Source organism: Virgibacillus sp. NKC19-16, from assembly GCF_021560035.1.
GTDB lineage: Bacteria > Bacillota > Bacilli > Bacillales > Amphibacillaceae > Virgibacillus_L > Virgibacillus_L salidurans.
Map to the genome: position 1 here is coordinate 3,262,985 of NZ_CP074373.1, position 19,424 is coordinate 3,282,408.

The 19,424-nt window shown below is 42.0% G+C and carries 18 protein-coding genes; 3 read left to right on the plus strand and 15 right to left on the minus strand.

Annotated features, from left to right (window positions below; all coding sequences use genetic code 11):
• Positions 1-3: 3 nt before the first annotated feature.
• Positions 4-888, minus strand: coding sequence for a UTP--glucose-1-phosphate uridylyltransferase GalU (gene galU, locus KFZ58_RS16340; protein WP_235792349.1), 885 nt, complete (start codon positions 886-888; stop codon positions 4-6).
• Positions 889-1,059: 171 nt separating this feature from the next.
• Here galU and KFZ58_RS16345 point away from each other — a divergent pair, with 171 nt between their 5' ends.
• On the plus strand, positions 1,060-2,373 hold the full coding sequence (locus tag KFZ58_RS16345) for a nucleotide sugar dehydrogenase (RefSeq protein ID WP_235792350.1): 1,314 nt from the start codon (positions 1,060-1,062) through the stop codon (positions 2,371-2,373).
• 141 nt (positions 2,374-2,514) lie between these two features.
• On the opposite strand, the gene KFZ58_RS16350 is transcribed toward KFZ58_RS16345, so the two are convergent.
• The 14 genes from KFZ58_RS16350 to KFZ58_RS16415 all read right to left on the minus strand — a co-directional run bounded on the left by KFZ58_RS16350 (position 2,515) and on the right by KFZ58_RS16415 (position 15,672).
• Entirely contained in the window at positions 2,515-3,372 is an 858-nt protein-coding gene (locus tag KFZ58_RS16350; RefSeq protein WP_235792351.1) for a PhnE/PtxC family ABC transporter permease, read from the minus strand.
• A complete protein-coding gene (locus KFZ58_RS16355) occupies positions 3,372-4,157 on the minus strand; it encodes a PhnE/PtxC family ABC transporter permease (RefSeq protein WP_235792352.1) in 786 nt (261 codons plus the stop codon). The genes KFZ58_RS16350 and KFZ58_RS16355 overlap by 1 nt, the downstream gene beginning before the upstream one ends.
• 13 nt (positions 4,158-4,170) lie before the next feature.
• The gene (gene phnC / locus KFZ58_RS16360; RefSeq protein WP_235792353.1) at positions 4,171-4,935 is read right to left on the minus strand and encodes a phosphonate ABC transporter ATP-binding protein; all 765 of its coding nucleotides are present in this window, start codon (positions 4,933-4,935) and stop codon (positions 4,171-4,173) included.
• 79 nt (positions 4,936-5,014) lie between these two features.
• Positions 5,015-6,052: a PhnD/SsuA/transferrin family substrate-binding protein gene (locus KFZ58_RS16365; RefSeq protein WP_235792354.1), complete on the minus strand. Its 1,038-nt coding sequence runs from the start codon at positions 6,050-6,052 to the stop codon at positions 5,015-5,017.
• 343 nt (positions 6,053-6,395) lie between these two features.
• Complete coding sequence (locus KFZ58_RS16370; protein ID WP_235792355.1) at positions 6,396-7,217, minus strand: PHP domain-containing protein; 822 nt, start codon at positions 7,215-7,217, stop codon at positions 6,396-6,398.
• Positions 7,214-7,930, minus strand: coding sequence for a phosphonate C-P lyase system protein PhnL (phnL, locus tag KFZ58_RS16375; RefSeq protein WP_235792356.1), 717 nt, complete (start codon positions 7,928-7,930; stop codon positions 7,214-7,216). The genes KFZ58_RS16370 and phnL overlap by 4 nt, the downstream gene beginning before the upstream one ends.
• 14 nt (positions 7,931-7,944) lie before the next feature.
• Positions 7,945-9,126 carry a phosphonate metabolism protein PhnM gene (gene phnM / locus KFZ58_RS16380; RefSeq protein WP_235792357.1) on the minus strand — a complete coding sequence of 394 codons (1,182 nt, stop codon included), beginning with the start codon at positions 9,124-9,126 and terminating at the stop codon, positions 7,945-7,947.
• Positions 9,127-9,140: 14 nt separating this feature from the next.
• Positions 9,141-9,980 (minus strand): ATP-binding cassette domain-containing protein, encoded by an 840-nt coding sequence (locus tag KFZ58_RS16385; protein ID WP_235792358.1) that lies wholly within the window; start codon positions 9,978-9,980, stop codon positions 9,141-9,143.
• On the minus strand, positions 9,973-10,839 hold the full coding sequence (locus tag KFZ58_RS16390) for an alpha-D-ribose 1-methylphosphonate 5-phosphate C-P-lyase PhnJ (RefSeq protein WP_235792359.1): 867 nt from the start codon (positions 10,837-10,839) through the stop codon (positions 9,973-9,975). The genes KFZ58_RS16385 and KFZ58_RS16390 overlap by 8 nt, the downstream gene beginning before the upstream one ends.
• Positions 10,829-11,944, minus strand: a complete 1,116-nt coding sequence (locus tag KFZ58_RS16395; RefSeq protein ID WP_235792360.1) for a carbon-phosphorus lyase complex subunit PhnI — start codon at positions 11,942-11,944, stop codon at positions 10,829-10,831. The genes KFZ58_RS16390 and KFZ58_RS16395 overlap by 11 nt, the downstream gene beginning before the upstream one ends.
• Entirely contained in the window at positions 11,944-12,540 is a 597-nt protein-coding gene (gene phnH, locus KFZ58_RS16400) for a phosphonate C-P lyase system protein PhnH (protein ID WP_235792361.1), read from the minus strand. The genes KFZ58_RS16395 and phnH overlap by 1 nt, the downstream gene beginning before the upstream one ends.
• Before the next feature lie 32 nt (positions 12,541-12,572).
• Positions 12,573-12,998: a phosphonate C-P lyase system protein PhnG gene (gene phnG / locus KFZ58_RS16405; RefSeq protein WP_370642324.1), complete on the minus strand. Its 426-nt coding sequence runs from the start codon at positions 12,996-12,998 to the stop codon at positions 12,573-12,575.
• Between the two features lie 316 nt (positions 12,999-13,314).
• Positions 13,315-14,067 (minus strand): GntR family transcriptional regulator, encoded by a 753-nt coding sequence (locus tag KFZ58_RS16410; RefSeq protein WP_235792362.1) that lies wholly within the window; start codon positions 14,065-14,067, stop codon positions 13,315-13,317.
• A 144-nt stretch (positions 14,068-14,211) separates the two neighbouring features.
• The gene (locus tag KFZ58_RS16415; protein ID WP_235792363.1) at positions 14,212-15,672 is read right to left on the minus strand and encodes an APC family permease; all 1,461 of its coding nucleotides are present in this window, start codon (positions 15,670-15,672) and stop codon (positions 14,212-14,214) included.
• Between the two features lie 546 nt (positions 15,673-16,218).
• Between KFZ58_RS16415 and KFZ58_RS16420 the strand changes: the two genes are divergently transcribed.
• Both KFZ58_RS16420 and KFZ58_RS16425 read left to right on the plus strand, forming a co-directional pair.
• On the plus strand, positions 16,219-17,646 hold the full coding sequence (locus tag KFZ58_RS16420; protein WP_235794766.1) for a sodium:solute symporter family protein: 1,428 nt from the start codon (positions 16,219-16,221) through the stop codon (positions 17,644-17,646).
• A gap of 20 nt (positions 17,647-17,666) precedes the next feature.
• Complete coding sequence (locus KFZ58_RS16425) at positions 17,667-19,325, plus strand: amidohydrolase (RefSeq protein WP_235792364.1); 1,659 nt, start codon at positions 17,667-17,669, stop codon at positions 19,323-19,325.
• The last annotated feature ends 99 nt before the right edge of the window (positions 19,326-19,424 follow it).

Sequence of the window (19,424 nt, forward strand, 5' to 3'; positions counted from 1 at the left end):
CCCCTACTTCTCTAAGTTTGCTAATGTCTTTTTCATGTAAGCCTTTATGTCATCATGCAGGTCCCCGCGGTTTAGGGCAAAATCAATCGTGGCCTGAACAAATCCTAATTTGCCGCCAATATCATAGCGCTGGCCGGTAAAGTTATATGCCAGTACCTGTTCTTGCTTATTGAGTTTTTCAATCGCGTCGGTTAATTGAATTTCGCCGCCTTTTCCAGGTTCCTGATTTTCCAGAATATCAAAAATTTCAGGTGAGAGCACATACCTGCCCATGATGGCTAAGTTTGATGGCGCATCTTCTTGTTTCGGCTTTTCTACTAACGAATCAATTGCTCGAATGGAAGGTCCATAATTTTGCCCTTCCAATGGTTTAATAATGCCATATTTCGACACATCCTCCATCGGCACATCATGCACGCCTACAATAGATGATTGATGTTCATTGTATGCTTCAATTAACTGGTTCAAACATGGCTCTTCCGCTTCTACAATATCATCTCCGAGGAGCACAGCAAAAGGCTCGCTCCCAACAAAACTATGCGCACATGCAATCGCGTGGCCCAGTCCTTTGGGTTCTTTCTGCCTGATGTAGTGAATGTTTGCTAAATCAGAAATGGACTGCACCATCTCAAGCTGCTCTGTTTTTCCTTTTTGGGAAAGTTTTTCCTCAAGTTCATACGATACATCGAAATGGTCCTCGATTGCTCGTTTGCCTCTTCCCGATATGATAATGATGTCTTCTATCCCTGATTCAACAGCTTCTTCGACAATATATTGGATTGTTGGTTTATCTACAATTGGGAGCATTTCCTTTGGCTGTGCTTTTGTAGCAGGCAAAAAGCGTGTGCCTAATCCAGCCGCCGGAATAATTGCTTTTCTTACCTTCATCGTTGCTATCTCCTTCTTAACGCTCGACATTTTCTAAACTTACTTGCAAGTTTATCATATCGCTTATCTCTATCCAATTTTTATTGATGTGCAAAACAGACGCAAAAATTGTATAATGGATGTTAGTGTACATGACTAATATCTTGATAAAAGGAAGAAGGCATCGATACCATGAGTTTGTTTGAAAAATTACAATCAAAAGAAGAAAAAATAGCTGTCATCGGTTTGGGATATGTCGGTCTACCATTGGCGATCGAATTTGCCAAAAAATATAATGTGGTCGGATATGATGTGAATAAGGAAAAATTGGATAAATATATGAGCGGTGTGGATGTAACCGATGAAGTCGGGGACGCGATGGTACGTGATACAACCATGGAATTTTCAAGTGATGAAAATGACTTACAAGCGAGTAAATTCCATGTGGTGGCGGTTCCTACACCTATTAACACGGATAAAACGCCGAATTTGAATCCGGTAATTGGCGCAAGTGAAACGGTTGGACGAAATTTAACCAAGGGCTCTATCGTTGTTTATGAGTCAACGGTTTACCCGGGAACTACCGAGGAAATCTGCATTCCCATCCTTGAAAGGGAGTCCGGCTTGACATTCGGCGAGGATTTTAAAGTTGGCTATTCCCCGGAACGAATTAATCCAGGTGATAAAGTCAACACCTTAACCCGTATCATGAAAATTGTTTCCGGATCAGACGCGGAGTCACTTGAAGAAATCGCAGCAGTGTATGGTTCGATTATCGAAGCTGGGGTCCATAAAGCGGAGTCCATCAAGGTAGCAGAAGCGGCGAAAGTCATCGAGAATTCACAACGCGATATTAATATCGCGTTTATGAACGAGCTTTCCATGGTATTCAATAAAATGGATATTAGTACCAATGCCGTCTTGGAAGCGGCTGGAACGAAATGGAACTTCCTAAAATTCACCCCTGGCCTGGTAGGCGGACATTGCATCGGTGTGGATCCATATTACTTTACGTATAAAGCAGAGCAGCTGGGATATCACTCCCAAATCATTCTCTCAGGACGAAAAATTAATGATGATATGGGGAAATATATTGCCAGTAATGTCATCAAAAAAATGATTAAGGCAAAACAGGAAATTGACGGGGCAAAAGTTGCGATTATGGGGCTGACGTTTAAAGAAAATGTTCCTGATGTGCGCAATACGAAGGTTATCGATATCATCGACGAATTACAGGAATATGGCGTAGACGTTGTGGTACATGATCCGGTCCCTGATGCAAACGCGGTTTATGATGAATTTAATATTCGTCTGGCTAATCAGGAGGAATTAAGCGAACTGGATTGTGTCGTATTGGCAGTTCCTCACAAAGAATATAAGGATACGTTCGATTTAGATGTGCTGGATGGCATGTATAAGAATGACCGAAAAGTATTAGTTGATGTGAAGAGTGTTTTAGATAGAAAGACATGTGAATCGAGAGGTTATCATTATTGGAGTTTGTAGAACGCTTGAAACTTTGTCTAAAGAGTAGTTGTTCATTTCCTAAAAAACAGCATCCCTGAATGCCACATATTGGCATAATTAATGGGACCCTTCCGCAAAAAGGAAAGGTCCCATTAAAACGATTATTTCCCATTTTCATTCTTACTTTCCTGCAGTTGCCGGAAAGTAACGATTTTTCATTTTGGTAGAAAGTATTTCTAATAAAATGGCGATTAGCAAGATGGCATAGGTAATGAATCCGACTTCACTAAGATCAAAGTAGAATCCGGATGCCATGGAAAGCTCAAAGCCGATACCGCCTGCCCCTGCTGCGGCGCCCATTGCGACAGCTACACCGAAGTTAATTTCAAACCTTAAAAATGTCCAGGACATTAAATAGGTAAAGGTGGATGGAAGTACAGCATGTGTGACAATATGCCACCAACTGGAGCCAGTCGCCCGCAATGCTTCAATAATACCAGGATCTACTTCCTCAAAGGACTCTGAAAATGCTTTAACCAGATAGGCAATCGAATGAAATAGCATACCAAGGATTGCAGCCTCGCTTCCCAGACCAGCAGCTATCGCAAAGATGAGCACCCATAATACCGTTGGCACAGCCCGGATAAAAGCAACTACAATCCGTACTGTTTTAGAGAGCCAGTCCTTTGATAAATTGGTTGCTGCCATCAAGGCCAAAAACAGTGCAATTACTCCGCCAAGGACTGTCGATAAAACTGCCAATCCGAGTGTGATTCCAATTTGATGAATAGCTTCTCCTAATCCAAAATGGCTTAATCCGGGCTGCAGAAACATCACCTTTAGATTATAAAACGTTTCTGAAATCGCACTGGAAAGCTCCAATCCGGTATAATCAAAAAACAAAAAAGCCATTACTGTTAGCACAACAAAAAGAATAAGTGTTACCCGCATCACCCGATCGGATTTGTTTCCTGCTTTCAGATTAATTCTGCCATCTCTTCTTCGTTTAATGTACGGTCTTGTATGAATTACTTCCATTACAGAATCACCTTCCGTATATAGTTTGAGATTAGTTCTATCAAGATGACGGCAAGAACAATCGTGAAAGTAATAAGGGCGACCATATTATAGTCCATCGTCTTATAATATAAATCAAAAATGAACCCGATCCCTGTACCTGTCAGAATACCGACAAGTGTTGCACTCCGAATATTTGTTTCGATCATAAATAAGATCCAGCTGATCAGCTGTGGCTTACATTGGGGGATGACCGCTTTATTTACAATATGGAAATAAGATGCTCCGGTAGCTGTTAATGCCTCCACCGAACTGTAGCTTGCTTCATCGATGGATTCAATAAACGCACGTGTCAGAAATCCAACACTCCCGACGAAAAGAGCCAAATAGCCAGTCACTGAATTTTGCCCAAAGGAGAGCAGTAAAATTAGTGCCCATGCCACTACTGGAATATTTCTGGAAAACGATGCGATAAACCGAGCAAACGTACTGATGAAGCCATTTATTCTTGTGGTTTTGGACCCCATTAGACCCAAAAACAAGGAAACAACGGCGGCTGTCGTTGTGGCAGCAATCGACATAAAAATCGTTTCATTCAATTTCACCAATACATCCGGCAATCTTTCCAAGGATTCCTGTGTAATCAGGAGATTGGAAAGAATCCATCCAATTGCTGCAGGTAATGTGGCAAGACCCTGCAGAAAATTAAAATTTGTTATCACAGCAGACAAATAGGTAATTAAAATAATGATAATAAAAACCAGACTTGTCTGCCATTTGCGTTTGCGCATCCATTTAGCTTCCACGTCAACTGTCTCCTTATACCGTAATTAACTCTCTCGTTGCAATGCCATAGATATGATTGATCTGTTCCTCGGATAGTTTCAGTTTCGGGCCGTCAAAAACAATTTCTCCTTTTTTCAAGCCGATAATGCGATCCGAATAATTTTGAGCAACTTCCACCTGATGGAGGTTTACCAGACAGGTAATGTTCATTTCCGATGTAATGGATTTTAAATGATCCATAATCACTTTTGATGCATTCGGATCAAGGGAAGCAATCGGTTCATCACAAAGAACAAGCTTCGGTTTTTGAATAAGGGCTCGGCAAATTCCAACACGCTGCTGTTGCCCACCGCTTAATTGATCACATCGTTTGTATGCATGTTCTTCAATCCCCAGTTTTTCCAGAAGATAAAAAGCATCCTCCTTCTCCTCTTCCGTAAACCTGCCGAGAACCCCTTGCATGACTGTCTTATAACCAAAGCGCCCATGCAGCACATTTTCAATGACTGTCAACCTTGGGACGAGATTATAATGTTGAAAGATCATCCCAATATTTGTCCGCATTTTACGTAGTTCTTTCTTCTTCAGACTTCCAATATCCAAATCATCAAACGTTACATGACCCTCATTAATGTCTACCATTCGATTGATACAACGCAACAGCGTCGACTTACCTGCACCGGAAGGACCTATAACGGAAATGAACTCTCCTGCTTCCACCTCAAAATCTATGTCCCTCAATACCTTTGTTTCTGAGTCATATGATTTACCAAGTCCCTCAACCTGTAATAATGGCATGAATATAAGCTCCTTTATTCGAAAATTATACAATCATTCAAAAACCGCATATAAGGGGATGACCCCTTAAATTAGGCGATTAGTTTGAAAGCTCACGGATTGGATCGAACCACTCATCTTCAACCGGGGCAAATCGTTCGTCACCAGACTTTGTAAATAACGCGGATCCCTCAGAATCTTCCGGAGTAAAAATCTCTTCATTGTTTGCAACTTCATCTGAAGTGAAAAGTTCCAACAATGCGTCAAAATCCTCCTGACCCAGTGCATCCATGTTTGCAACAAATGGAGCATTTAACACTGGAGTAACACTCATTAACGTGAACTCACTGCCAGTTACGTTGTTAAAAGGCTCTTCTGCGTCATCCTTCACACGATAAACCGCACCTGCCGTATTTTCTTCCCCTTCTGCAATTTCCACATAATTTTCAACACATGTATCACAGAATGCAGCTACATCGGCATTTCCTGTTAACAGATTCACCGCTGATCCCTGGTGGGAGTTTCCAAATAACACTTGAGAGAATAACGCTCCGCCTTCCATCAAATCTTCTTCCGCCAGGTCAGCGTATTCTTCCTGCTCATTGAAATGTCCAAGAATCGTTGAAGTTGGAACCTTAAATCCGGATGTTGAACTTGTTGATACAAAGGAAAATGATTTGTCTGCAATCGTATCCAGTTCAAATTCACCATCAACTTTATAATCTTCCTGCTCATCTACGTTCAATGCAAGCCAACTGTGATATAAAGCGTCGTCCAATGTTCCTGATGGCCCTGTTGGTACGGCTAGCGGCTGGACAGCGTCATTACTCGCATTTGCCTCGATATATCCTTGCGCTCCCATGAATGCAAGATCTGCATTATTATTTACCAATGTTTCAATTGCAATTGCATAATCGGTGGTTAAATGATGTTCCACTTCCTTGCCGGTAGCATCTGCAACTGTACTGCCAATGGCGTCCCGGGAAGCTTTCAATTCATTACCGGATTCATTCGGGTACCAGACGATATCAATCACGTCATCAGGTCCTTCTCCCTCACTGGCACTGCCTTGTGAACAAGCAGCTAAAAATAACATAAATACAGACAGCATTACAATCAACGTTAAATTCCTTTTCATCAACATGCACCTCTTCAGCTATTTTTTTGGCAGTTAAGTAAGTATAAAAACTTTTTACTGCATAAGTGCGGGCTAAACCTTTTTCCACAAAGGATTGAATTCCAAAGTATAAAGGTTTCTAACAAAGTGAAGTACGCTTTTTAAGGTTCCTTTTAACAAAAGCCAAGTTTTCTAATAACCAATGGACCTGATCCCACCCTGTCTGTCATTTGCAACATCTACACCAGGAGAAACACCTCACTTTCTATCATTCTGTTTAACTAGTTACATTGAAACACAATTTAAATTAGAATAGCGTAAATTTACATACTTTTAACTCCTTCTTTACTCTTTCTTAAGACTTTTAGGTTTCCCTTATCTCATTTGATTTAAATGATTCAGAACTTAAAACTTCCCCTACCTCAATCACCTCTGAAAAAATTCCATGGTAATCCGTACCACCAGTCATCATCAGCTGATAATCATTCGCCAATGCTTCCACTTTCTGATGGTCCTGGTGCCCGTGATCCGGATGGTTACGTTCAATCCCACCCAACCCTGCATCAATCAACTCCGGGATGAGCTCATAGGAATCCAGCTGTCCGGGATGCGCCACTACCGCAATTCCTCCATCTGCTACAATTGCCTGAACCGCGTCAAACACATCCATATAGCGGATGTCCCCGGAAGCAATGCCACTTCTTTTAAATAAAGATTGGTATAACTGTCTATACTCCCTCGATGAATAGGCCGCTTCTGTCAATTGCCTCATGATATGCTGTTTATATATGATATTGCTTGGCTTGGCCATCTCCATTATCTTATCCGCATCCAGCCGGTATCCATGTTTATTCAATTGCTCGATTTGCCAGAGGGAATGTGCCTGCCGCCGCTTTCGTACAGGTTCCGCTACAGCTTGTATATTCGGAGCTAGTGGATGATAGCAATACCCAAGAATATGAACTTTCCTGTTTCTTTTAAAATCATACGCCGATAGTTCAATGCCGGGGATTGTTTTTATCTTATATTTCTCCCCCATCCTTTGTACTTCAGGCCAGCCTGCAACCGTATCATGATCAACAAAACTAAGTTGGGTGACTCCTTGCTGATGCGCTTTTTTGATCACCTCCTCGACCGAATCGGAGCCGTCGGAATAGTTGCTATGTACATGTAAATCTGTTTTCACTTAACAGCACCCTCCTCGATTTCGGTAGTGTTTGCGGCTTTCATATCAAAAATGTTGTCACATAATCCATCCATAAATTCGATATCATGAAAAATGCCCACAAGCGTCGTTCCCTCTTCTTTCAATCGTTCAATGATTTCTCTGACCTTTTGTTTTGATTGCATATCAAGACTTGCGGTCGGCTCATCAAGCAATAGCAGCCTTGGTTTTTTTACTGTCGCCATGGCAATATTCAGGCGCAGTTTTTCCCCGCCGGAAAATGTATTCGGATAGGTATCCCATAATTTTGGATCCAGTTCAAAATGCGTTAATGCTTTCTCTGCTTCCAGCTGTGCAACCTCTTCATGCTCCCCCATTTCCAGTAATGCCTTTTCCACCAGCTTTCTTGATGTCGTTCTCGGCATAACGTTCAGAAATTGCGATACATAGCCAATCTCATATTTACGGAGATATAGCATCTCTCTTTCTGTTGCTTTTGCCAAATCAATCTGGCCAAAACGTGCGGAATCATAGATAATCTGGCCCTTATCCGGCAAATAGGTTCGGTAAATGCTTTTAAGAACCGTTGATTTTCCACTCCCGCTTTTTCCAACAATCCCAATAAATTCCCCCTTCTTTAGGGTAAAATCAATGTGTTCAGCTGCCTTGATGGTTTTGCCTAGGTGATGAATGGTAAACCGCTTGCCAAAATCCTTCACGTCAAGCATTGGCATAACTACTCCCCTCCTTATTTTATACGGTAATTTGTCGTTGTAATGAGTGACCCGTTCACCATCGTTTTTGTCAGCATCGGGTAACCATCTTCCATTCGTTCAATGACTAGCAAATCTGCTTTTTTTCCCGTCTTGATGGATCCAATCTCATCATCCATCTGTATGGCTTTTGCCGGATTTTGTGTGACCATCATAAACATGTGGTGCAAATCATTTCCATGTTTCTCACTTAAGTCAAATATCGCATGGAGTAAGGCAGCGGGGTAATAGTCACTGCATAGAATATCCGCACAATTATGCGCAATAGCCTCGGCTGCTGCTAAATTTCCGGAATGGGAACCACCAAGCAGGACATTCGGAGCACCGACAATGGTTGCAAGCCCTAGCTCCCTGGCTTTCTTTGCAACCTCCAGCGTGATTGGGAATTCACTGATAGTTGTGCCAAAGGATTTGACCAGTTCCAATTTTTGAATATTATCGTCATCATGGGAAGCCACTGCAATGCCTTTGTTCATTGCCAAGGCTACGATCTCTTTCACTTTTTTCATTGTTATTACTTCTGATGTCTGACGTTCCTTGATAATCGTCTGGACGTCATTATCACTTAATTCACGATATCCCTGTAATGTTTCCCGGTAGACTTCCAAATCACGGTATTGCCCCTGGCCGGGAGTATGATCCATAAACGACAATAGATGCACTTTGTCGTCTTCAATATTTTTTATAAGCTGATGTACTTCATCGAGATTATCCATCTCAAACCGAGCGTGGAGCCGATGACGGATCAGATGCAGGTCCTGATGCGTTCGATCTATCGCATCAACCATCCGCTGGACATTTTCCGGCCTTCTCATCGGTTTGTGGTTGAAAACATCCTCCCTGTAGAACGAAAGGGAATGGAACATCGTTGTAATTCCATGGCTTATTAAGATCTTTTCTGCCTCCCGCAAACTGATGTCAAAATCCATCATACTTGTCGGTCTTGGTGAAGCGATTGTCTCAATATAATCTGAATGAATGTCAATGAACCCTGGCGAAATATAGCCGCCGTTTGCATCAATCAGCTTGGCCTCCTGGAAGGACGAAATTTCACCCTCGGGGATAATTCCCTGAATGGTTTCTCCCTCTGTGATGACAGCATGGCCTTCCATGATCGCTTCTTCCGTAATAACTTTCCCATTATGAATAATGTACACCGCGTGTAAGCCTCCTATATCAATGAATAAACTAATTGTTGTGTATATGCAGCTTGAGGATCTTCAAGAATTTGATCCGTCAGTCCCTCCTCGATAACCGTCCCATTTAACATGACAACAGTACGGTCTGAAAGCATCCGGATAACCGCCAAATCGTGGGAAACCACAATCATACTAATACCAGATTCACGCTGGATTTTCTTAATTAAATCAAGCACATTTGCCTGAACCGATAAATCCAAGCCTGTTGTTACCTCATCCAGAAACAGAACAGGCGGGTTATTGGATAATGCCTTCGCAATCTGGACACGCTGCTGCATACCGCCTGAGAAATTACGTGGTTCATCCTTCATGCGAAAAAGCGGGATATGCACACTTTCCAATAGTTTTTTACTCGTGGCTTCCATGTCTGATACATTCCGGTTTCCCGCTGCAATCAGCTTTTCGGCAATATTACCAACTGATGAAAAATTCATTTTCAGTCCCTGTATTGGGTTTTGGTAGACCATGCCGTATTTATGATTCCGGATATATCGCTTTTTCTGGGAGGACAATTCCAGCACATTCTGCCCCGCAAAGACCGGGTCATTCAGATACACTTCCCCGGAGGTGACATCTGCATCAAAGTACAAACACTGCATCATCGTTGACTTTCCACTGCCACTTTCCCCGACAATGCCGAGAATTTCCCCGGGAAATAAATCAAATGAAACATCCTGACAGGCATATACCGTTCCGCAAACTGGACAGTAATTTTTCTCCAGCTTCCTATCTGTTGCCTTCCTGCATTGGTGACACCCCGGACCGAAGTGCTTATGTAAATTTCGCACACGCAGTAACGGTTCTTCATACATAGCTCTTCTCCACCTCCACGTTTTCCTTCTTATTTAGCCGCTCCAGGCAATAACTCGTGTCATTGCACTGATAAATAGGCTCGTTCGTTACAGGATCAATGATTTCATCCATAAAAACTCCCGTTGACCCGCAGAGATGACAGTACTTTCCTTCAAAATCTTCCACTTGAAATGGGTAGTCCTCAAAGGCAAGGGACTCGACATTCGTATATGGTGGGATAGCATAGATTTTTTTCTCCCTTCCTGCCCCTAGAAGAATTAATGCTTCCGACTGATGCAATTTCGGATTATCAAATCTCGGAATCGGGCTTGGGGCTGTAATATAACGGTTATTTACAACCACCGGATGATCTGCATCCGTTGCTGTGGATCCGTATTTCATTATTTGCTCAAAAAGCATCAGCCAAGCTCCACTGTACTCCTCATCCGCATGAAGCCGCTTCGTCACATATTCCCTTGCTTCCACTGAACGAAGGGCCTCAGGCATTGGCACCTGCAATATGAGTATCTGATCCTTGGTTAACGGCATTTCCGGAACCCTGTGTCTTGACTGAATGAGTGTGGAATCCTTTGTGCTTTCGGTAAGCTTTACACCCGTAGTATCTTTTACTAATTTCTTAATACTGACTGCATTTACAGACTCATCCGCTCCCTGGTCAATCACCTTAAGCACGTCTGGTCTTCCGATAAGCGACAATGTGATTTGCAGGCCTCCTGTTCCCCAACCGCGGGCAATCGGCATTTCCCTTGAGGCAAATGGAACCTGATATCCTGGGATCGCCACAGCTTTTAAAATCGTACGGCGGATTTCCTTTTTCGAGCCTTCATCCAAAAAGGCAAATTGCGTGTCAAGCCTCATTTTTCTTTCCTCCTTTCTTTACGTTTCGGACACTGTCCAGCTTCGATTGAAATGTCACATAGTGTGGTAATTTCAGATGTGATATGAAGCCTGTCGACTCAACCGAATCAATGTGCAGCAGAACAAATTCCTCATCATGTGTCGGAAAATCAGCTTCCGGATGTTCCAAGCACTGATCCAGAATACTCATGGCAATCGCCTTCGTTTCATTTCTCCCATAACAGGCGCCATAGCCGATTTCAAACTCCAGTTCATCTTTATTCTGTTCATTTTTTACATTCACCGGCACGAAGGATTCCACTTCGGTGAGTCGAATATCACCAATATAAAAATCATCTTCCACGTCATATGTCCCTTCGTTTGGGTGCTCCACATAAATCGGGAGTGCACCGACTCTCACCTCACCAACTGTCGGATGCACCTGACCATAACCACGAAGCGATGCATAGCCCAGTGATGTTACCGCACCGGTTTGACCGCGGGTGAGGACTTGCAATCTTGCACTTCTGGAAACAGGAAATTGCAGGCTCTCCTTCGTGATATCCACGGGAGGTGTATCATCGTGGGTATAGATTTCAAAAAGTCCCTCATTGCGCAAATATTCAACTACTTTTGGAAAGTACTGGACATCACCGATTGGTTCAACCTCTTTTAAAATTTCTTTATACGTTGTAAGCCATTGTTCATTTTCCATGGTGCTTTCTTCAACCAACTGAAAATCAAGCAACCTGTGCGTATAATCTGTTGTAGCACCAAGCAGTTGTCCACCCGGGATATCTTTAAAGCTTGCGGAAATCCTGCGTTCCACCAGCATTGATTCCGATTCCGCAGCCCGACTATAATAAAGACGCGGTAACGTCGAGCGGTGGGCACGCATCAAAAACACCGCTTCTTCCATACTTCCTTCCGCCTGTTTGATAGCCAATGCGGCCAAAAACGGGGAATAAAGACTGCTTTCCGACATGACTTGATCTACCATTGTCCGCATCGAGGCCAGGATTGTTTTGATTTCAAGTACCTCTTCTTCCTTTAACCGTTCATACTTCAACCGTTTTAGGGACGCGTCGATGGCCATCGTACCACCCTTCACTGCAACATAGCCCATTATCTCACCCCCGAATTTTCAATTACTGTTGTTCGTGGAGCACAGGCAATCTGCGCCTTTTCATCGGTAAAAATCAAATCAATCCCCATCGGATATTCTTTTACCCTTTCGTTTCTTGCCTCCCAAACAAATGGCGAGAAGCGTGTTTCCATTTTTATTTCATTTTTAATTCCAGGGCCTGATAACGTCATACCACCAGCATTTGTAAGGTTGGAGCTCTCTATAATCCAGGTAGCTGAAAGTTGAGGATTAATCAAGCTGCCGATTTTACACTCCCTTATTGCACGAAGAATGGAATAATCTGTTGCATCAGATAAAGCAATGATATAGTCAGCTTCTGCAATCGATGTCTCGCTTGCCAGCGTATAGGCTGAAATTTTCCCGCTTATATCAGAGTGATTTTCTGTAAGCAAATGAAATGTTACCTCCGCATCCAGCAGTGTCATGGCGCTGTGTATAGTTGCCTTAAAACAAGGGATATGATAATCCAGATCTGCCGATACGTTTTCTAGTGATGAAATGATTCCCGGTCTGGACATACTATGTACTATTTTTCGATAAACCTGTTGCACCTCGTGTATCTGTTCAACTGCCATAGAATCCCTCCTGTATATTCCATTTTCATATGCTAAACATCCATGGTTTCAAAATTAACCTTTGTCTCAAACAGTTCCGCCTGCTCTTTCGCTTTCACTTCCCTGATGTACTGTTCGGCGCGAAGCAGCTCTTTTTCCCATTTGCTAACTTCCGGTAATCTAGCCTTATATGCCGCATCAATGATGGCAAGATTCTTCGCCAGTTCCATCTCCATCCCGGTAACCAGGCCAATCCCGATTTGCTGCTGAATTTCAACTTTTGCCTCCGTAATAAGTACTTCACCAAGATAAAATAAGGAATTCTTCGCGGACTCCCGCATTTTGACCATCGTCAACCCGTAATGTGGTGCAATTATTTCCAGGCAGTCATAAGTTTGCACAATCTCTGCAGCAAATTTATGTGCCAGGCTGGATTCACCCCGAATCAGGATTTCTGTTCTCCTGCGTCGTTTCATCATGAGCCATAACCTCCTTTACAAATCCATCGTAACTTGTTGCCAAGTTGTTGTGTGATAAGATACTGTTAAGTATTTGTAAATTTCCTTTACAATTTATGCACAAAAGCGCAAGCGCCTTGAACACCCCGGCAAGCTTAAGTAAGAACTCACAGTGACGTTTTTTGTCCCAGGGAGTTCTTACTTAAGACTCCGAGGGGGGAGACGCTGGAGCTGGACGTGGCAGATAATCCACTATAATTACTTTCTGTCAAAATGTTATAGATTCTTATCTCTGCACAAAAAAACAGGAAAAACGCTTAGGTTTTTCCTGTTTTCTTTAATCTATCGTGATATCGTATTTAAACTTATCACTTCGGTATACGATTTTCGTATGCTCAAGCACATTTCCAGATTTCGTGTCCATACAATCACTTTCAATGACAAGAAGCGGCACTAACCGATTGCTTGAAAGCAGCTGCTGCTCATTAAACGTTGGAAACGTAACACTGAGCAATGTTTTACTACTGGAAAAGTCGGTATACCCCAGCCCTCTATAATAAGCAAACATCGATTCAATCTTCCTGCCGTCTTCTGCAATTTCAGGGAAATTCGCTTCACAAACATAGGAGTTGTGGATGGCAATTGGCTCATCATTGATTATTCGCAACCGTGCAATTTTATATACCGCATCGCTTTCATCCGCATGAAGGATATGATAAATTTTTTCATCATATTTAATTTTTTCACAGGATACATTCCGGGTGATCAATGAATGCCCAGCTTCATTCATTTTATCGGTAAAACTGGTTTTCCCTGTTAAATGTAATTGAACTTTTTGTGATTTCTCCTTTAAGTAACGTCCTTTTCCCTGTTTAGAATAAATAACCCCCTGTTCCTCCAATTTGATTAGCGCATTCCGTACGGTCATTCTTGGTACATGGTACATTTCAGCAAGCTCATTTTCAGAGGGTAATTTATCTTCAGGCTCTATGTTTTTTACCTGAATTTCCTGCATCATATCATCTATAATTTGTGTTTCCTTATTCACGGTAATCGGAATCATCTCCCGCATCAATTCAATTTCTTTCATTATACATGAGATATCAGCCATCCCGTACAGAAAAATTCTTGATTTCTTCACAACGTTTGGTTAAAAAAACCGAGCCAACAAAGGACCGGTTTTTATATACGTCTGCTACAATCTATTGATGTATTGAACGCATATACATATTAGCTAATCGCTATTCTTCGCCACAATCTTCTCATCCCCTGTAATCAGATAATTCAGCTCACGCTCCGGAATCTTGTTAAATTCCTTTCTTTTCGCTAGATAGAAGATGAGTCCGAGTAGGATCCATGCATATAGCGCAATTCTGGACTCTATTCCTAAGAATGCTGGTGAGCCTGGGATTAATAATAGCGCCAGAAATGTGACACTTGCCAGCATACCAGCTCCTGCGATAATCTTTTTCCATGGTGCTATCGTATGTTTATCTTTATTGAACTTGCTATCTTTTTTCGTTTTAAATAAGGAAAAGGCTGTGTAACACGCATAGAAATAGGCGATGGTCACACCGACGGATGACATATCGACAACCCATAATAACGCTTCACGGCCAAACCATGGCGCCACCATCGAAACAACCACAGTAAAGATGATGCCGACATATGGTGTTTTATATTTTGGATGCAGCTTTGAAAATGCTTCCGGTAAAATCTTCGCACGTGACATGGCAAATAGCAGGCGGCTTGTGGAAATGGTGAACCCATTAAGCCCTGTGAAAACACCCATGGTAAGTGCGACAACCAATACAATCAACCCCATGGTACCGACTGTTTCCTGAATCGCGACACCTGTACCCCATTGATGACCTTGGGCAACGAGTTCCTGCCATGGGCCTGTCATTGCGGTTGCGATAATCATCATAATATATAATACTGCTGCAAAAAAGATCGCCAGTATAATTAGTGAAAATGCTTTTTTTGATGAAAAATTAAATTCCTCCGCGGCTTGCGGTACATTGTCAAATCCAACAAATGCCCATGGCGCGATCGCGACAATGGAGATAATCGCTGCTATCGCTGTTTTATCTGTCGTGAATAACGGCTCTATATTCGAAAATCCCGCACCCGGCTGGCCTCCCACCATAAAGGTAAGTGCAACAATTCCGAGAATCATAATACTGACAAATATGAATTGCATACGACCGGATAACCCGGTCCCTCTCGTGTTAAAATAACCAAATATACCCAGTGCCACAGATGCCGCGATGATTTCCATCCCGTAAACATCCCAGCCGGCAATTTGATATAATGGTAGATTTTCAATAAGTGCTGGGAAAACGAATTTAAGCATCAATGCAAATGCAGATGCGTTGAGTGCCACAATACATATATACCCAAGCGTTAAAAACCATCCGCTGATAAACGCGTGCGTCCGTCCCAAACTTACATAGGCATAGGCAAATTCTCCGCCTGATACCGGAAAGCTTTTTACCAGAAACCCATAACTTACAGCGATGATCATCATCAGTAATGCTCCAATACCAAAACCGATCATCACACCCAGTGGACCAGCTGTGGACATCCATGTGGTTGGCTGAACAAAAGCGCCCCAACCTATTGAGGATCCTAGGGCGATTGCCCAGACCCAGTGGGGTTTGAGTGATTTGTTTAGTGTTTTGCGTTCTTCCATACTTTGTCTCCTTTTATATGTCTGAGACTCCTATCTCCCTAATCAACTTGAGAAATATCATCATCCCTTAACTAACTTAGACGTTTATCCCTTTATACCAGTATATAGATATTTTTGCAAAATTCATTTTAATTAGCATGTGGCGTTATCTGGGATTAAAATGAAGCATCGCTTTTTATAACTACCTTCCCGTCAAATTATGACTAACTTTGCTTGAATTGTCCATGTTTTGACCAACACTAGCAATATCTATTCTGTTATATTCCAATTTTTACCAAATAATACTATATCATCATTGCATTAATCTCACTCTCCCGCTACATAATCAATTAAAAATGACGATAGAAAACAACTGGTACGGACATTATGACGTTATTTCCTTCTAAGGGTGAATATATTAAAATGTTAGACGCAGATAAAACCGTCTGTTATGATGTCGAAATTAGTGTTATAGAAAAAGGGCGGTTTAAAGATGCAATAGTTTTCTCCAGATCAAACAAACCACATCAAATTCATCCAATCACCAAAGAGGAGCGTTTCTTTCATATGTCATGGTACTTGAGCTACATATTAATTTATTTTGCTTTTATGTTTGCAATGGGGGTTTATTACTTTTTCAAAATAAAAACCTATGATGAATACTTAATCGGAAGTTGGAACACCGGATTCTGGCCAATTGTGGGGACAATTGTTAGTACATGGTGCGGGGCTGCGGTCTTTATTGGCTGGGTCGGCATGGGCTTTACGGTTGGCATGTCAGGCTTTTTTAAATTCGCGTTACCGGGTATTTTATTTTGTCTATTATTAATCATTGCTTTTGCCGGACCACTAAGAAGACAGAGGCTGTATACACTGGCAGATTTATTCGGAGAGAGATTCGGTGGAAGGTCGGGAATCATCCCATCCGTTCTTTCCGCATTTATTTATTCTGTACCAACCTTAGCCTTGCAGATGGTGGGCATGTCGACTATTTTTAATATCACATTAGGATTAGAACCAAACGTCGGTATTACGCTCTCATTTATATTGATTTTATGTTTTACGATACTAGGCGGATTGCCGGCAACCATTGTTACAGATGCTGTGCAATCAATTATTATTGTTATCGGGATAATTATTTTAGCTATAACCAGCGTTGTTTATGCTGGCGGATTTGATACAATTATTGCCAATACACCTTTTGAAATGATCAGTCCTTTAGGTCCAGAAGGGTTAACTGAAGTGTTGCTATATGCTTTATCTGTTGGTCCATTTTATCTTGTCTGGCAATCAACATGGCAACGGATCTTTGCATCAAAAAGTGAGAAAGTCGCTAAGAAAGCCGGTATTACTGGCTTTGTCATTGCTGGGGCGATTTCAGTGTTACCTTTTACGATTGGCGTAATCGCTCGTCAGTATGTTCCATTAGACATGAACCCAGACTTACTATTTTCTTATGTAACCGCAGAACTCCTGCACCCGGCAATAGGTGGAATTGTTTTCATCGGCCTGTTAGCTGCATTAATGACAGGTGCTACATCATTTATATTACAGGGAAGTTCCAATCTAACAAGGGATCTATATCAACGATTAATGAAGCCAGATGCTAACAATAAACAGCTCATGTTAACGTCACGGATAGCAGTTGTCATTATTTCCGTGTTAGGTTTAATCGTATCCTATTTTGTTATCGATATAGCTAGTGCTTATCAATGGGCCCTTCGCCTAACAGCGGCCGTACTGGTATTTCCATTTCTTGCAGTAATGTTTTGGAAGAAAGTTACAAAGCATGGCGTCATTTGGAGCATGATTATCGCATTAATAGCAACAATCGGCTGGCCATTCCTGGAAATCGAATTGGATCACACCGTGTTTGGCTTTCTAGCATCGATTATTACGTTAATCGTAGTAAGTCTACTGACTTCTCATGATGACACGGAACAAGTTAGGGCTGTTTATTGGGAAGACTTAGATTCTGCAAGTTCGGAAAAATAGAATTGAAGGGAGAAAGTTTCATGAAAACGATCGATTTATTAATCAAAAATGCAAACATTTTAACACTTGATGATCAACATTCCCGCGCTCGTTCAGTAGCGGTGTCAGATGGGCGAATATGTAAAATTTGGACGGAGTCAGAGCCATCGATCGATGATACTTACATCAATTCAGATACCAAGGTGATCGATTTGAAAGGAGCTACATTACTGCCAGGATTTATTGATACACATAACCATCTGTTGATGTATTCGCAATTTCGCAGGCAAGCAAACTGTAGCACACCGCCAAATCGAAACATTCCAGATATTTTAGAAAAAGTGAAAGAACAAGCAACTATCACCCCAAGTGGAGAATGGGTGCTAGGTTGGGGTTACGATAATACCCTATTAGAAGAAAATAGACATCCAACACGCATGGAATTGGATGAAGTATCAACCGATATCCCCATTTTAATTCGGCATACTTCTTCTCATTTTGCTGTGGCCAATTCCAAAGCCCTCGAGATCGCTGGTATTCATGAGGATATTCAAGATCCACCAGGAGGTAGGTTTGGACGTGATGATCATGGAAAATTAAATGGAGTTTTATATGAATTCCCGGCCCTATCACTTGTACAAGCCTCTATACCTACTTCATCGGTTAACGAAATGGCGTCATTAATTGGAGAAGCGACCAAGGATTACCTGGCTCAAGGAATTACTACAAGTTCAGATGCTGGTGTGGGACTGGATTTTGGAATAACTGAATTTGATGCACATCTTAAAGCACTGGAAAATGGAAATAATCCATTACGCATGCGATTTATGGTTCTTCATCATCTATTAAACGAGAATGGGCCTTTTCAGCATTACTCAGCCAAACAGCTTGATAAGGAAATTCGAGACCGGTCGAATAACCGCGCTACGTTAGATAGTGCTAAACTATTTCAGGATGGTTCCATTCAGGGCTTAACTGCGGCACTCAGAGAACCGTATTACACGGAGCAAGAAACCTATGGTGAACTGTTAAACGACCAGGAAGATTTTAATGATGAACTACTCCATTTACACAATAGAGGATTTCGCATCGCTATACATGGAAATGGAGACAGGGCAATAGAATCTATTTTAGATGGATACGAATATATCTTAGCTACTAATCCAAGGGCTGATCATCGTCACCGGATTGAACACATACAAACAGCAACTTCCAACGATTTAGACCGGATGCGTGCGTTGGATGTTAAAGGTTCTTTCTTTATCAATCATGTTTATTACTGGGGGGATAGGCATAAACGTTTGTTCTTAGGTCCGGATAGGGCAAAACGTATCAATCCATTAGCTGATGCTTCTAAACGAGGTATTCTCTATACATTACATTCCGATTGCCCAATCACGCCAATATCCCCATTATTTTCCGTTTGGGCAGCTGTAAATCGACTGACCATGGAGGGTGACGTATTAGGAGAAGACCAGCGTATAAGCGCGGAAGAAGCCTTACGAACAATGACGATTGATGGTGCTAAATTAAATTTTGATGAAGACAATCTTGGCATTATTGAAGTTGGAAAACTAGCAGACTTTGCAATTCTCGATGCCGATCCAACAACGATTCATCCGATGAAAATTAAAGATATTCAAGTTATGGCTACATTCGTAGACGGTGAGCTTGTGTATGAAAGCGAGACTACAAAATAACTTTGTAGCAGTTCTTTACGAAAGCTTGGTGCGGTTGGCAAATTAAAATTTGATTCCGCGATTAAGGGTGGCCGTTCCGCGGGCAGTGCGCCACGTTCT

Excerpts from the sequence above, each read along its gene's own strand:
- galU (WP_235792349.1), bottom strand. The coding sequence starts at position 888 with ATGAAGGTAAGAAAAGCAATTATTCCGGCGGCTGGATTAGGCACACGC.
- KFZ58_RS16345 (WP_235792350.1), top strand. The coding sequence starts at position 1,060 with ATGAGTTTGTTTGAAAAATTACAATCAAAAGAAGAAAAAATAGCTGTC.
- KFZ58_RS16350 (WP_235792351.1), bottom strand. The coding sequence starts at position 3,372 with ATGGAAGTAATTCATACAAGACCGTACATTAAACGAAGAAGAGATGGC.
- phnC (WP_235792353.1), bottom strand. The coding sequence starts at position 4,935 with ATGCCATTATTACAGGTTGAGGGACTTGGTAAATCATATGACTCAGAA.
- KFZ58_RS16365 (WP_235792354.1), bottom strand. The coding sequence starts at position 6,052 with ATGAAAAGGAATTTAACGTTGATTGTAATGCTGTCTGTATTTATGTTA.
- phnL (WP_235792356.1), bottom strand. The coding sequence starts at position 7,930 with ATGCCAATGCTTGACGTGAAGGATTTTGGCAAGCGGTTTACCATTCAT.
- KFZ58_RS16385 (WP_235792358.1), bottom strand. The coding sequence starts at position 9,980 with ATGTATGAAGAACCGTTACTGCGTGTGCGAAATTTACATAAGCACTTC.
- KFZ58_RS16390 (WP_235792359.1), bottom strand. The coding sequence starts at position 10,839 with ATGAGGCTTGACACGCAATTTGCCTTTTTGGATGAAGGCTCGAAAAAG.
- KFZ58_RS16395 (WP_235792360.1), bottom strand. The coding sequence starts at position 11,944 with ATGGGCTATGTTGCAGTGAAGGGTGGTACGATGGCCATCGACGCGTCC.
- phnH (WP_235792361.1), bottom strand. The coding sequence starts at position 12,540 with ATGGCAGTTGAACAGATACACGAGGTGCAACAGGTTTATCGAAAAATA.
- phnG (WP_370642324.1), bottom strand. The coding sequence starts at position 12,998 with ATGATGAAACGACGCAGGAGAACAGAAATCCTGATTCGGGGTGAATCC.
- KFZ58_RS16410 (WP_235792362.1), bottom strand. The coding sequence starts at position 14,067 with ATGAAAGAAATTGAATTGATGCGGGAGATGATTCCGATTACCGTGAAT.
- KFZ58_RS16415 (WP_235792363.1), bottom strand. The coding sequence starts at position 15,672 with ATGGAAGAACGCAAAACACTAAACAAATCACTCAAACCCCACTGGGTC.
- KFZ58_RS16420 (WP_235794766.1), top strand. The coding sequence starts at position 16,219 with ATGTCATGGTACTTGAGCTACATATTAATTTATTTTGCTTTTATGTTT.
- KFZ58_RS16425 (WP_235792364.1), top strand. The coding sequence starts at position 17,667 with ATGAAAACGATCGATTTATTAATCAAAAATGCAAACATTTTAACACTT.